At 67.3% G+C, this 13,278-nt stretch carries 12 protein-coding genes; 11 read left to right on the forward strand and 1 reads right to left on the reverse strand.

What is annotated here, in order from left to right:
• Positions 1–90 precede the first annotated feature (90 nt).
• The 8 genes from ruvC to JOF55_RS17255 all read left to right on the forward strand — a co-directional run bounded on the left by ruvC (position 91) and on the right by JOF55_RS17255 (position 9,449).
• Positions 91–687 carry a crossover junction endodeoxyribonuclease RuvC gene (gene ruvC / locus JOF55_RS17220; RefSeq protein ID WP_310275475.1) on the forward strand — a complete coding sequence of 199 codons (597 nt, stop codon included), beginning with the start codon at positions 91–93 and terminating at the stop codon, positions 685–687.
• Entirely contained in the window at positions 684–1,289 is a 606-nt protein-coding gene (gene ruvA / locus JOF55_RS17225; RefSeq protein WP_310275477.1) for a Holliday junction branch migration protein RuvA, read from the forward strand. The genes ruvC and ruvA overlap by 4 nt, the downstream gene beginning before the upstream one ends.
• Before the next feature lie 60 nt (positions 1,290–1,349).
• Complete coding sequence (gene ruvB / locus JOF55_RS17230; RefSeq protein ID WP_310278416.1) at positions 1,350–2,432, forward strand: Holliday junction branch migration DNA helicase RuvB; 1,083 nt, start codon at positions 1,350–1,352, stop codon at positions 2,430–2,432.
• Between the two features lie 151 nt (positions 2,433–2,583).
• Positions 2,584–2,982 (forward strand): preprotein translocase subunit YajC, encoded by a 399-nt coding sequence (yajC, locus tag JOF55_RS17235; protein WP_310275479.1) that lies wholly within the window; start codon positions 2,584–2,586, stop codon positions 2,980–2,982.
• Between the two features lie 368 nt (positions 2,983–3,350).
• The gene (gene secD, locus JOF55_RS17240) at positions 3,351–5,033 is read left to right on the forward strand and encodes a protein translocase subunit SecD (RefSeq protein WP_374727299.1); all 1,683 of its coding nucleotides are present in this window, start codon (positions 3,351–3,353) and stop codon (positions 5,031–5,033) included.
• 4 nt (positions 5,034–5,037) lie between these two features.
• Entirely contained in the window at positions 5,038–6,339 is a 1,302-nt protein-coding gene (gene secF, locus JOF55_RS17245) for a protein translocase subunit SecF (protein WP_310275482.1), read from the forward strand.
• A gap of 7 nt (positions 6,340–6,346) precedes the next feature.
• On the forward strand, positions 6,347–6,901 hold the full coding sequence (locus JOF55_RS17250) for an adenine phosphoribosyltransferase (RefSeq protein WP_310275485.1): 555 nt from the start codon (positions 6,347–6,349) through the stop codon (positions 6,899–6,901).
• Positions 6,902–7,139: 238 nt separating this feature from the next.
• Entirely contained in the window at positions 7,140–9,449 is a 2,310-nt protein-coding gene (locus tag JOF55_RS17255) for a RelA/SpoT family protein (RefSeq protein ID WP_310275487.1), read from the forward strand.
• A gap of 88 nt (positions 9,450–9,537) precedes the next feature.
• Here the strand turns inward: JOF55_RS17255 and JOF55_RS17260 are convergent, their stop codons facing one another.
• A complete protein-coding gene (locus tag JOF55_RS17260; RefSeq protein WP_374727534.1) occupies positions 9,538–10,380 on the reverse strand; it encodes a peptidylprolyl isomerase in 843 nt (280 codons plus the stop codon).
• 252 nt (positions 10,381–10,632) lie between these two features.
• Between JOF55_RS17260 and JOF55_RS17265 the strand changes: the two genes are divergently transcribed.
• Genes JOF55_RS17265 through JOF55_RS17275 form a run of 3 tightly spaced genes read left to right on the forward strand, consistent with a single transcriptional unit; the run spans position 10,633 to position 13,263 of the window.
• The gene (locus JOF55_RS17265; protein WP_310275490.1) at positions 10,633–11,346 is read left to right on the forward strand and encodes an MBL fold metallo-hydrolase; all 714 of its coding nucleotides are present in this window, start codon (positions 10,633–10,635) and stop codon (positions 11,344–11,346) included.
• A 22-nt stretch (positions 11,347–11,368) separates the two neighbouring features.
• Positions 11,369–12,631, forward strand: coding sequence for a histidine--tRNA ligase (hisS, locus tag JOF55_RS17270; protein ID WP_310275492.1), 1,263 nt, complete (start codon positions 11,369–11,371; stop codon positions 12,629–12,631).
• Complete coding sequence (locus tag JOF55_RS17275) at positions 12,628–13,263, forward strand: hypothetical protein (RefSeq protein WP_310275494.1); 636 nt, start codon at positions 12,628–12,630, stop codon at positions 13,261–13,263. Before hisS ends, JOF55_RS17275 begins: the two co-directional genes overlap by 4 nt.
• Positions 13,264–13,278: the final 15 nt, after the last annotated feature.

Genomic DNA, 13,278 nt, shown 5'->3' on the forward strand with positions numbered 1-13,278 from the left:
CGGCTGTAGCGTGTCGGTGTCGGCGTGCGGCTGCCGGAGCGGTAGGGTTCGAACGAATGTTCACGAACTCCGGCGGGAGAGGACGACGGCGTGCGCGTGCTGGGTGTCGATCCCGGGCTGACCCGGTGTGGGGTCGGTGTGGTCGAGGACGGCCGAGCGCGCGAGGTGACGTGCCTGGCGGTGGGGGTCGTACGCACCCCCGCCGAGGATGAACTGTCCACCCGGCTGATGGCGGTGGCCGACACGGTCGAGCAGTGGATGCACACACACCGGCCGGATGTCGTCGCCATCGAGCGGGTGTTCAGCCAGCAGAATGTGCGTACCGTGATGGGAACCGCCCAGGTATCCGGTGTCGTCGCGCTGGCGGCGGCCCGCCGGAGCCTGCCCGTCGCCTTCCACACGCCCAGCGCGGTCAAGGCAGCGATCAGCGGATCGGGGACCGCGAACAAGAAGCAGGTCACCGCGATGATCACGAAGATCCTCGGGCTGGAGACCGCGCCCAAGCCCGCCGACGCGGCGGACGCGCTGGCGTTGGCCGTGTGTCACCTGTGGCGGGCTCCGATGGCGGGCCGCCTCGCCGAGGCCGAGGCAAGAGCCGCCGAACTGGCACGTCACCATCGTGCCAGGTTGAAAGAGGCGAACCGATCCCGTAACTCGGCCGGACGAGCAGGAGGACCGCCACGATGATCGCCTCGGTTCGGGGCACCGTGTTGTCGATCGGCTTGGATCATGCCGTGGTCGAGGTCGGCGGAATGGGATACGCGGTGTACGCCACGCCGGTGACCCTGGCAGGCCTGCGTCGCGGCGAGGAGACCCACCTGGCGACATCCCTGGTGGTTCGCGAGGACTCGTTGACGCTGTACGGCTTCGCCACGACGGAGGCCCGTGATCTGTTCGGCCTGTTGCAGACCGCGTCCGGAGTCGGACCGAGGCTGGCCCTGGCCACGCTCGCGGTCCTGGATCCGGAGCAACTGCGCCAGGCACTTGCCGACGGCGATCTGGCACTGCTGACTCAGGTGCCCGGTATCGGCAAGAAGAGCGCCGAACGGTTGACCCTGGAGCTTCGGGACAAGGTGGGCGGAGCGGCCGAGCCCGGCTCGGAGAGCGCGCAGGCCGGTGCAGCGGGCGGCAGGCAGTTGCGTTCGGAGGTTTGCGACGCCCTCGTCGGGCTGGGCTTCTCGGCCAAACAGGCCGAGCAGAGCGTGGAAGCCGTGCTGGCCACGGACGGGGCGGAAGCCGATACTTCGGCGGTACTGCGCAAGGCGCTGGCGAAGCTGGGGCCGAAATGACAGGCATGAGCGCTGCGGGGCGGCTCCCGTGCCGCTGTGAACGACGGTACTGGTGACGCGATGCACGACGATTCACCCGATGTGGGACCCGTGGGTGCGGAGGACGGTGCGGAGGTGGCGCTGTCACCGCATCAGGTGTCCTCCGAGCAGGACGTCGAGAACAGCTTGCGACCGCGCAAGCTCGAGGATTTCGTCGGTCAGCCCAGGGTGCGCGAGCAGCTGCAACTGGTCCTGCACGGGGCGCTCGGCCGGGGAGAGCAGCCCGACCACGTGTTGTTCTCCGGTCCTCCGGGACTGGGCAAGACGAGTCTGGCCATGATCATCGCATCCGAGTTGGCAGCGTCCATCCGGGTGACCTCGGGGCCTGCGTTGGAGCGTCCGGGCGATCTCGCCGCGATGCTGTCCAACCTCACCGAGGGCGATGTGCTGTTCATCGACGAGATCCACCGGATCGCGCGCCCTGCCGAGGAGATGCTGTACCTGGCGATGGAGGACTACCGCGTCGACGTCGTCGTCGGCAAGGGCCCCGGCGCGACCAGCATCCCGTTGGAGATCGCCCCGTTCACACTGGTGGGGGCGACGACGCGTTCCGGTTCGTTGACCGGCCCGTTGCGGGACCGGTTCGGCTTCACCGCGCACATGGAGTTCTACGCGCCGTCCGAACTCGAAGAGGTCATCCGGCGGTCGGCGGGAATTCTGCACGTGGACCTGCGTGCGGACGGGGCGCACGAGATCGCGCGGCGTTCCCGGGGAACCCCCCGTATCGCGAACCGTCTGCTGCGCCGCGTTCGCGACTATGCCGAGGTCCGGGCCGACGGCGCGGTCACTCTCGACGTCGCACGGGCCGCGCTCGAGGTCTACGACGTCGATGAGTTCGGCCTGGATCGCCTCGACCGTGCCGTGCTCGGGGCCCTGGTGCGCTCGTTCAGCGGAGGACCGGTCGGCGTGTCGACGCTGGCTGTGGCTGTGGGTGAGGAGCCCACCACGGTCGAGGAGGTGTGTGAGCCGTACCTGGTCCGGGCGGGGATGCTTGCACGGACTCCGCGAGGGCGGGTCGCCACCGTGGCCGCCTGGCAGCATCTCGGTGTCGTGCCGCCCCCCGATACTCCCGGTGAAGCCACCCCGAGCCTGTTCGACGAGTAGTCGTCGGTAGTAGGCTGCCCGCCATTACCGGTGGAGCTGGCACACTGGTGGTGAAACATCCGAACAATTCGGACGCTGTGTGGGTCCGCGGGCTCATGGCTGTGCAGTCGTGGTCGTTCGCGCGCACGGAGTGTCCGCCGGACGGAGCACGATGGAACAACTGATTTTTCCCATTCTTCTCGTCGGCATCGCCTTGATGCTGTTCTTCCAGATCCGCAAGCAGAAGCGGTCGATGCAGCAGCAGCAGCAGCTGCAGAACTCGCTGGCGGAGGGTGACCGCGTCATGACCACCTCGGGCCTGTTCGGCACCGTCGTGACGACCTCGGACGATTCCATCGAGTTGGAGATCGCGCCGGGCATGACCACGACGTGGCTGCGCCAGGCCGTCCGCGAGAAGGTGAACACCGACGACAGTGCCGACAGTGCCGAGGACGTCTCCGATGACGAGACATCCGGCCGGGAAACCGACGAGGGGCCGAGCGGTGACACCTCGGACGACCGGTCGGAGGAGCAGGCCACTGAATCGGTTGAGAAGCAGAAGGCCCACTGAGGACTGCTGCCATTCAGGCGGGTAATCGGGGCACCGGCGAAGACGTGATGTCGGATGCGCGTGTGCCCGTCGTGTGATCAATACAGGCCATGCGCTCACTGGTACACGCGTGCGAGTCACGGCGTGGCCCAGTGAACGTGCATGGCATTTCTTCCGGTGCCTGACCGGATGCCGACCGTGCCGGAAAACCGGCGCACCGCTCTCCCCGGCGCAGCAGGGCGCGGATGGCGCCTGCCAGACTGAGAGATGCAGCATGGTGCGACCGCCGTGCGGCGTCAGGATGACCTTTCACGATGGTCGGTGCCCGGTGGGGCGCCCACCGACTGCTGAACTTCGATACAGACTTCGGATGAGGAGACAGACGCACCGTGGCACCTCCGGCCGGGCAGATCCGCCCAGGGCGTTATCTCGCAGTTTTTGCGCTGATCCTGGTGGGTATATACGCCCTCGTCTTCTTCACCGGGGATCGGAAACCGACCCCGGAACTGGGCATCGATCTGCAGGGCGGCACCCGGGTCACCCTGACCGCTCGGACGCCCACCGGCCAGCCTCCCACCCAGGAATCGTTGCAGCAGGCCCGGCAGATCATCGAGCAGCGCGTCAACGGCCTCGGTGTCAGCGGTTCCGAGGTCACCATCGACGGGCAGAACCTGGTCATCACGGTTCCGGGCCAGAATGGCGAGCAGGCCAAACGCCTGGGCCAGACTGCCGAGTTGAACTTTCGCAAGGTTCAGCAGGCCGTCCCGGTTTCCGCCTTGCCCCAGAGTCCGGGAAAGACACAGGGGCAGGGGAGCACCTCCGGGTCCGGCGGCTCCGGCTCAGCGGGTTCCGGCTCGGGCCCTGCGGGCACGACGCCGCAGTCGTCGAGCAACGGCACCGCGGCGGCGCAGCAGCCACCGCCGGATGACCCCGATTCCCGAGCCGCGGCCATCGAGCAGGCCAAGAAGACGCGGCAGAGCACGAATCCCCAGGTGCAGGCGCAGGCTCTGCAGGCGCTGAACTGCAGTGCCCCGGATCCGTTGCGCGGCAATGCCGACCCGCAGAAACCGCTGGTGACCTGTAATCAGGAAGGTACCGAGAAGTACGTTCTCAGTCCGGTGTTCCTCGAGGGGCAGCAGGTCGAGACCGCCAGTGCGGTACCACCGAACCAGCAGTACCCCGGCTGGACGGTCAACCTCCAGTTCAAGGGTCAGGGGGCGCAGAAGTGGGCCGATTTCACCTCGGCCAACGTGGGCAAGCGAGTCGCGTTCGTCCTCGACACTCAGGTGGTCTCCGCTCCGCAGGTCCAAAGTGCCCAGCTCGGCGGGCGAACCACCATCAGCGGTAATTTCACCCAGGAGAGCGCCACGAACCTGGCCAATACGCTCAAGTACGGTTCGCTGCCGCTGGCCTTCGACCAGTCCACGGCCGAAACGGTCTCACCCACACTCGGCATCGCCTCGATGGAGGCAGCCCTGCTCGCCGGGGGGCTCGGCCTGATTCTGGTTGCCGTGTACTGCCTGGCCTACTACCGCGTTCTCGGCCTGCTGACGATCCTGTCGTTGGTGCTGTCCGGCGCGGTGGTCTACGGCGTGCTGGTGCTGTTCGGCCGCTGGATCGGGTTCACGCTGGATCTGCCCGGTATGGCCGGATTCATCATCGCGATCGGGATCACGGCGGACTCCTTCATCGTCCTCTTCGAGAGACTCAAGGACGAGATCCGGGAGGGCAGAACCTTCAGATCGGCGGTCCCGCGTTCCTGGGCGAGGGCACGCCGGACGATTCTCTCCGCCGATGCGGTGAGCTTTTTGGCCGCTGCCGTGCTCTACATCCTCGCGGTCGGCCAGGTGAAGGGCTTCGCATTCACGCTCGGGATGTCCACGGTGCTCGACCTGATCGTGGTCTTCCTCGTCACACACCCACTGGTGGTGCTGGCCTCGAAGAACAAATTCCTGTCCAAACCCGGGGTGTCCGGGCTGGGTGCGGTCCAGCGGATGGGTGAGCGGGCACGAGCAGCTCGCAAGCGGAGTCCGAAGCAGGGGCCCTCGGCCACGACCCCGAAGGAAGCCTGAGGCAATGAGTACTCCCGACAGCGAAAGCAGCAACGGCACCACTCCGCCCAACGGGGCGGAGAGCACAGCGAGCGCGGAGAGCACAGCAAGTACGGCCGAACGCGGTGGCGTATTGCATCGCCTCTACACGGGCACCGGTGCTTTCGACATCATCGGCAAGCGCAAGCGCTGGTACATTGCCCTGGGCCTGCTCGTGCTCGTCTGTATTGCCTCGATCGGCTTCAAGGGTTTCAACCTCGGCATCGAGTTCACCGGTGGTACCAAGATCTCGATGCCCGCTGCGGGAGCGCAGGGCCAGATCACCGCCGACGAGGCCGAGGACGCGTTCCGGGAAGCCCTGGGGTACCCGGCGGATTCCGTGCAGCTGGTCGGCAGCGGCGACAGCCAGACGATCCAGATCCGCACCGACAAGCTCAGCGTCGAGGAACTCACCACGGTCAAGCAGGGCTTGGCCGAGGACCTGCAGCCGCTGGGAGTCAACGGTCAGCCGACCGTGGAAGCGATCAGTGACAGCGCCGTCAGCGGGACCTGGGGCAGCGAGATCACCAAGCAGGCCCTGATCGCGCTCGGCGTGTTCCTCGCGCTGGTCACGGTGTTCCTCGCGTTCTATTTCGAACGCTGGATGGCCGTGGCCGCTCTGATCGCCCTGCTGCACGACGTGCTGGTGACGGCGGGGCTGTACTCGCTGATCGGTTTCGAGGTCAGCCCGAGTACGGTGATCGGTCTGCTGACCATCCTCGGTTTCTCGCTGTACGACACGGTGGTCGTGTTCGACAAGGTCAAGGAGAACACTCGCGGTCTTCTCGGGCTGACGCGCCGGACCTATGCCGAGGCTGCCAACCTGGCGGTCAACCAGACGCTGATGCGCTCGATCAACACCTCGGTGATCGCGCTGCTGCCGGTGCTGGGCCTGCTGCTCATCGGGGCAGGCCTGCTGGGCGTCGGTGTGCTGCGGGATCTCGCCCTGGTGCAGCTGATCGGCATGATCGCCGGTGTCGTCTCGTCGCTTCTGCTGGCCACTCCCGTGCTGGTGGACTTCAAGATGCGCAATCCGAAGTACCAGGCGCAGGCGGCGAAGGTGCGCCAGCGGCGGGAGCGGAACTCGACGGAGACGTCCTCCGGTACGGAACAGGCCGCGGGCTCCGCCCCGGACGCCTCCGTGCTCGATGCCGACTCGCGGCGCGAGCGGGAAATGGTCGCGGCGGTCAGCGCCCCCGCCCGGACCGGCAAGGGTCCGGGCGAACGCGGAAGTGGCAGCCGCTCCGCGGGCGGGTCCGGACGTCCCACCGGCAAGAAACGACGTTGAGGAACTGATGACCACGAACGATTCCTTGCAGGTCAGTAGCGAAGTCGATGCCGACCTCGGTCGTGCGGCCGGGTTGGTGCGGGAGGTTCCGGACTTTCCGGAACCCGGTGTGCTGTTCCGCGACATCGGTCCGGTGCTGGCCGACCGGGAAGCCTTCCACTCGGTCGTGGATGCCCTCGGCCGGGTACACGCCTTCGATGTGGTCGTCGGGATCGAGGCGCGCGGCTTTCTGCTGGGCGCGGCAGTGGCTCATGCCCATGGAACGGGCTTCGTCGGCCTGCGCAAACCCGGCAAGCTCCCGGTTGTGGCCGACCGGGTGGACTACGCGCTGGAGTACGGAACGGCGGCACTGGAACTGCCCGCCGATGCCCTCATCGCCGGGCAGCAAGTGCTGGTCGTCGATGACGTGCTCGCCACCGGAGGGACGTTGGCCGCGGCGCGGCAACTGGTGGACAAGGCCGGTGCCGAGTCGGTGGGTGCGTCGCTGGTGCTGGAGCTGTCGCAGCTGGGTGGCAGGCGGACCGTGCCCGATTGGGATGTGCGGACCCTGTTCACCGTCTGAGGCGCAGGTTATCCGAGTGAACGGAACTTTCGTCCCGTCTGTGCGGGCGAAGGGTTCCGCTCACGCATGACTTTCCCGGATGAGGTGGCCCTCCCGGGAAGGGTTGCTGGCCGTGCAGCGTTATGCTCGGTGTCCGGGTCCTGGCGCAGGGACTCCTCGATGGTGACTTCCTGACGGTGATTTCCCGACAGCACCGGACCCGGGACAGGCAGTATCCCCCAGTGCCCGGGAGCGTGCGGTGAGCCAAGAAGTCGAGTCTCCTGCTTCAGCGACCGAGTCGGCGACTGCGCCTCGTCCGGCCTCGGCGACCCGGCGTGTGCGCGCGCGTCTGGCCCGCCGGATCACGGCCCAACGCCCGGCGCAGGTCAAGCAGGTTCTCGAACCCTTGGCCGGGGTGCATCGGGAGATGCACCCGCAGGCCGACCTCGGGTTGCTGCAGCGGGCCTATGACGTCGCCGAGGACAAGCACAGCCACCAGCAGCGCAAGTCCGGCGACCCGTACATCACACATCCGCTGGCCGTGGCCACGATTCTCGGCGAGCTCGGCATGGACACCACCACGCTGGTGGCCGCGCTCCTGCACGACACGGTGGAGGACACCGACTACCCGCTGGAGCGGCTGGAAGCGGACTTCGGCGAGGAGACCGCGCACCTCGTCGACGGGGTCACCAAGCTGGACAAGGTCAAACTGGGGGCGGCGGCGGAGGCCGAGACCATCCGCAAGATGGTCATCGCGATGGCGCGTGACCCGCGGGTGCTCGTCATCAAGCTGGCCGACCGGCTGCACAACATGCGCACCATGCGGTTCCTGCCGCCCGAAAAGCAGGTGCGCAAGGCTCGCGAAACCCTGGAAGTGCTCGCGCCGCTGGCGCACCGGCTGGGGATGGCCACGATCAAGTGGGAGCTGGAAGATCTGGCCTTCGCCATCCTGCAGCCCAAGAAGTACGACGAGATCGTCCGCCTCGTGGCCAATCGTGCCCCCTCCCGGGACACCTACCTGCGCACCGTGACCGACGAGCTGTCCGGTCAACTGAATACCGCGCACCTGTCGGCCAAGGTGGAAGGGCGGCCCAAGCACTACTATTCGATCCACCAGAAGATGATCGTCCGGGGCCGCGACTTCGACGACATTCACGATCTGGTCGGAGTGCGCATTCTGGTCGACGAGGTGCGCGACTGCTACGCGGCCATGGGCGTGGTGCACGCGCTGTGGCAGCCGATGCCCGGAAGGTTCAAGGACTACATCGCCCAACCCCGGTTCGGGGTGTACCAGTCGCTGCACACCACCGTGATCGGTCCGGAGGGCAAGCCACTCGAGGTGCAGATCCGCACCCGGGAGATGCACCGTACGGCCGAGTACGGCATTGCGGCGCACTGGCGCTACAAGGAGACCAAGGGCCGCAACGGCGGCGGTGCCGTGGTCGAGGTCGACGAGATGGCCTGGATGCGCCAGCTGCTGGACTGGCAGCGGGAAGCCGCCGACCCCGGCGAGTTCCTCGAATCGCTGCGCTACGACCTCAACACCCGGGAAATCTTCGTGTTCACCCCCAAGGGCGACGTGATCACACTTCCGTCGGGGTCGACACCGGTGGACTTCGCCTACACCGTGCACACCGAGGTCGGGCACCGCTGTATCGGTGCTCGCGTCAACGGCCGACTGGTCGCCCTGGAGCGCAAGCTGGAGAACGGTGAGGTCGTCGAGATCTTCACCTCCAAGGCCGAGGGCTCGGGGCCGAGTCGGGACTGGCTGTCGTTCGTCGCCTCCCCGCGGGCCAAGACCAAGATCAAACAGTGGTTCGCCAAGGAGCGCCGCGAGGAGTCGATCGAGTCCGGCAAGCAGTCGATCGCCAAGGAAGTCCGCAGGCTCGGACTCCCGGTGCAGCGGCTGGTCTCGGCCGACTCCATCGGGGCAGTGGCCAAGGAGCTGCACTACGTCGACGTGACCGCGCTGTATGCGGCGGTGGGGGAGCGGCAGGTTTCGGCCCATCACGTGGTGCAGCGGCTGGTCGCCTCGGTCGGCGGGGTGGAGCAGGCCGAGGACGAGATCGCCGAGCGGGCCACACCCTCCACGCTGGAGCGCAGGCGCAGCACCGGTGACTCCGGTGTGGTCGTCGAGGACACGGCCAATGTGTGGTCGAAGCTGGCGAAGTGCTGTACGCCGGTGCCCGGTGACGAGATTCTCGGCTTCGTCACCAGGGGCGGGGGCGTCAGCGTGCATCGCACCGACTGCACCAACGCCGATGACCTGCGCAAGTCCCCGGAACGGCTGGTGGAGGTGCACTGGGCCCCGTCGAACTCGTCGGTGTTCCTGGTGGCCATTCAGGTCGAGGCACTGGACCGGCACCGGTTGCTCTCGGACGTGACCAAGATTCTGGCCGACGAACGGGTGAATATCCTCTCGGCGTCGGTGACCACCTCGAACGACCGGGTGGCGGTCAGCCGCTTCTCGTTCGAGATGGGCGAGCCCAAGCACCTCGGCCATGTGCTGAAGGCCGTCCGCAACATCGAAGGCGTCTACGACGTCTACCGCGTGACCTCGGCGGCCTGAACGGTCGCGGCATCCGACGGCTGTAGCGAGTGGGGCGGCCCGTACGGACCGGCCGCACGGAAGTGAAATCCCGTGCGGCCGCCGTGGCTCATGCCTTGACCGTGACCTGCTTGAAGGTGATCTTCTTGTTTGGGTGGCCGCCGCCGGCCCGCTTGAAGGCGCCGTCGTGGCCGGCGCGGGCAACCTCGTCGACGACCTTCAGGCCTTCTTCGGAGATCGTGCCGAACACGGTGTAGTTGGGCGGCAATTTCGCCGTGCCGTAAACCATGAAGAACTGGCTGCCGTTGGTGTCCGGGCCTGAATTGGCCATCGCGAGATATCCGCGCCCGTACTTCAACTGCGGGAAAGTCTCGTCATCGAATGCGTAACCGGGGCCTCCGGTGCCCTTGCCGGTAGGATCGCCGCACTGCAGCATCTGCAGACCTTGGGTGGAGAGCCGATGGCACGAGGTGTTGTCGTAGAAACCCTGCTCGGCGAGGTGGACGAAGCTGTTCACCGTGCACGGAGCCAGTGCCCGATCCAAGGTGATCGGGATGTTGCCGAGGTTGGTGTCGATGGTGGCTTGCACGGTCCCGGTGGAGGATACCTTGCCGTCGGCGGGCGGCTGCACCGGTTTGGCCGGTTCGCCGTTGGGCCGATATTTACAGGAAACCGGGTCGGGAAGCGGCGTGGGGCGTGATGGCGGCGGTGCCGTGGTGCTCGGAATGGTGATGTCGGGCTTCTTCGTCGATCCGGGTTGCTGTGCCGCGGCCTTCGTCTCGCTCCCTCCGGTCCTGGCGAAGTAGAAGACGCCTGCCACGACCGCGACCACCACGACGATGGTCGCGGTCACCGCGATCGTCCTGCGCCTCTTCGCTCGTTCCGCCCGGTGCGCCAACTGCCGCTCTAGTTTGCGCTTGGCAGCCTGGCGACGTTGCTCGTTACTGGGCAACTGCTCCTCCCCGAAGTCTGCGATCATGGTGACGTGCCGTGTCCGGCCCGGACTGTGCCGTGCCGACCGCCGGCCGGTGGTGCTGGTCGATGTTGCGGGTGGATGGTGTCGCCGGGAGTCTAAACGGGGACTGTGTGACCGAACTCGGTAACCGCACGGCTAAGCTGGGCGTGCTGGAGTGATCCGGTCGTGCTCACAAGGCTGCGCGGCCGGTCGTATGCTCGTGCTCCCGGTAGGAAAGGTAGCGCTTTCGTGCTTGTCGTCGGTTTCCCGGTCGGACAGCTGCAGGCGAACTGCTACGTGCTCGCCCCGGCCGAGGGAGGGCAGTGCGTCGTGGTCGATCCGGGTCAGGACGCCGTGGAGTCCGTGACGGAACGGCTCCGCAGGCACCGGCTCACGCCGGCCGCAGTATTGCTCACCCACGGGCACTTCGACCACGTCTTCTCGGCGGCGGACCTGTGCCGGGCCCACGACATCCCGGCGTGGGTGCATCCGGCCGATGCCTACATGCTCACCGACCCCGGAGCCGCCCTCGGTCCGCAGGGCCGCCAGCTCTTCGACGGGGTGGAGGTGAGCGTTCCCCCCGACGTCCGTGAACTGACCGATGGAGCGAAGCTGGACCTGGCCGGGATCCGCTTCGAGGTCACGCACGCCCCGGGCCATACCGGCGGGTCGGTGATGTTCGGCGCCGAGAGTGACGAGGGCGGTCGGCTGCTGCTGTCCGGTGACACCCTCTTCCCCGGCGCCATCGGACGTACCGACCTGCCCGGCGGCGACCACGAGCGGATGCTGGAAACACTGCGCAACAGCGTGCTGCCGCTCGAGGACGAGACAGTGGTGCTGCCGGGCCACGGACCGACCACCACCATCGGTCGCGAGCGCGCGGGCAACCCGTTCCTGCAGGACCTCGTCGAGGCCTCCACGAGCAGCGGTCCCGCTGTCGGCGACTCCGACCCCAGCCTGTGACGAGGACTGTGAACCACCACTGATGACTACCTTCAACGCCCCCAAGGGAATCCCCGAGTACTACCCGCCGGAGTCGGCGGGGTTCGTCGCCGTGCGGGAGACCCTCGCCGAGGCGGTGCGCCGCGCCGGCTACGGCTACATCGAGTTGCCGCTGTTCGAGGACACCGCGCTGTTCGCCCGGGGTGTCGGCGAGTCGACCGATGTGGTCAGCAAGGAGATGTACACCTTCGCCGATCAGGGCGGACGCTCGATCACGCTGCGCCCGGAGGGCACGGCGGGAGTGATCCGGTCCGTGATCGAACACGGTCTCGATCGTGGTCAGCTTCCCCTCAAGCTCTACTACAGCGGCGCGTTCTTCCGGTACGAGCGGCCGCAGGCCGGCCGGTACCGGCAGTTGCAGCAGCTCGGTGTCGAGGCGATCGGAGTCGATGACCCCGCGCTCGACGCCGAGGTGATCGCCATCGCCGATGAGGGCTACCGCAGGCTCGGCATCACCGGGCACCGTATCGACCTCACCTCGCTCGGGGACAGCAGTTGCCGCCCCGAGTACCGGGCCAAGCTCCAGGAGTTCCTGCGTGGGCTGCCGCTGGACGAGGAGACGCGCAGGCGTGCCGAGCTCAATCCGCTGCGGGTGCTGGACGACAAACGCCCCGAGGTTCGGGAGATGGTGGCCGACGCGCCGCTCATGGTCGACCACCTCTCGGCGTCGGCCAAGGAACACTACGAACAGGTCAAAGGACACCTGTCCGACCTGGGAGTGCCGTTCACCGAGAATCCGTGGCTGGTGCGCGGCCTCGACTACTACACCAAGACCACCTTCGAATTCGTGCACGAGGGACTCGGCTCCCAGTCCGGCATCGGCGGTGGGGGCCGCTACGACGGGCTCATGGCCGAGCTGGGAGGTGCCGAACTGTCCGGGGTGGGCTTCGGGCTCGGACTGGACCGCACCCTGCTGGCGTGCGAGGTCGAGGGCCTGACTCCCGGCGACCCGGCACGCTGCGACGTCTACTGCGTCCCGCTGGGCGAGGCCGCCAAGCGGCGACTGGTCGAGACGGCCGGTGATCTGCGGCGCGCGGGCGTCCGTGTCGAGATGGCCTACGGCGGCAAGGGACTCAAGGGAGCGATGAAGGCCGCCGACCGCTCCGGAGCTCGTGTCGCGCTCGTGCTCGGAGAGCGTGACCTGGAGTCCGGTACGGTGCAGCTCAAGGAGCTGGCGAGCGGCGAGCAGCGCACGGTCGGAGTGGACTCGGTCACCGACGAGGTCCGGGCGGAACTCGCGCGATGACCGATGAGGAGGCCGTTTCGCTCGACCTGCTCGAGCGTGCCGCGATCCGCAAGCGTGCCCGCAATGTTGCTCTCGCGGCGGTGGTGGTCGGTGCCGCTTGTGGCGGGATCGTCGGTCTGTTCTTCGGTCCCCTCGGGTTCTTCATCACCGGTGGCGTCCTTGCCCTGCCGCTGTTGCTGCTGGCTTATGGTGACTCCCGCAAGACGTACTGGTTGCGCGGTACCGAGCTCGCGGCTCGTGCTTTCGGTACGCGCGTGGTCGACCTGCGCACTGCGCGGAGAATGGATGTGCTGGTCACCGACCTGCGAGGGATGCGGACGGTGAGCCTGCTGGTGAGCGGCCCGCCGAAGGGCAAGGCGCTCAACATCGCCGTGGCCATGTATGCCGGGACCGGCGGCAAGGAGCTCGGGGTCTACTCGCTGCGGCGGCTGGCCGATGCGCTGGCGAGTATCGGTGATACCCGCGCACTGGTGCTCTCGGATCTGCTGGTGGCGCAGTTGAAGTCGGAGGCACGGGGTGACGCGGCTGCCGAACGGCCGTTGTATCGGCTCGCCTCGCTGGCGCCGCAGGGTCGAATGGCCCAGACTCTTCGGTCCGACGACGTGGCCAGGTTCGTGACCAGCCTGGGCTGACGAAAGGAGCGTTCG

Origin of the sequence: Haloactinomyces albus, from assembly GCF_031458135.1 — a bacterium.
Taxonomy (GTDB): domain Bacteria; phylum Actinomycetota; class Actinomycetes; order Mycobacteriales; family Pseudonocardiaceae; genus Haloactinomyces; species Haloactinomyces albus.

Excerpts from the sequence above, each read along its gene's own strand:
- JOF55_RS17250 (WP_310275485.1), top strand. The coding sequence starts at position 6,347 with ATGACCACGAACGATTCCTTGCAGGTCAGTAGCGAAGTCGATGCCGAC.
- ruvA (WP_310275477.1), top strand. The coding sequence starts at position 684 with ATGATCGCCTCGGTTCGGGGCACCGTGTTGTCGATCGGCTTGGATCAT.
- ruvB (WP_310278416.1), top strand. The coding sequence starts at position 1,350 with ATGCACGACGATTCACCCGATGTGGGACCCGTGGGTGCGGAGGACGGT.
- JOF55_RS17275 (WP_310275494.1), top strand. The coding sequence starts at position 12,628 with ATGACCGATGAGGAGGCCGTTTCGCTCGACCTGCTCGAGCGTGCCGCG.
- hisS (WP_310275492.1), top strand. The coding sequence starts at position 11,369 with ATGACTACCTTCAACGCCCCCAAGGGAATCCCCGAGTACTACCCGCCG.
- secF (WP_310275482.1), top strand. The coding sequence starts at position 5,038 with ATGAGTACTCCCGACAGCGAAAGCAGCAACGGCACCACTCCGCCCAAC.
- yajC (WP_310275479.1), top strand. The coding sequence starts at position 2,584 with ATGGAACAACTGATTTTTCCCATTCTTCTCGTCGGCATCGCCTTGATG.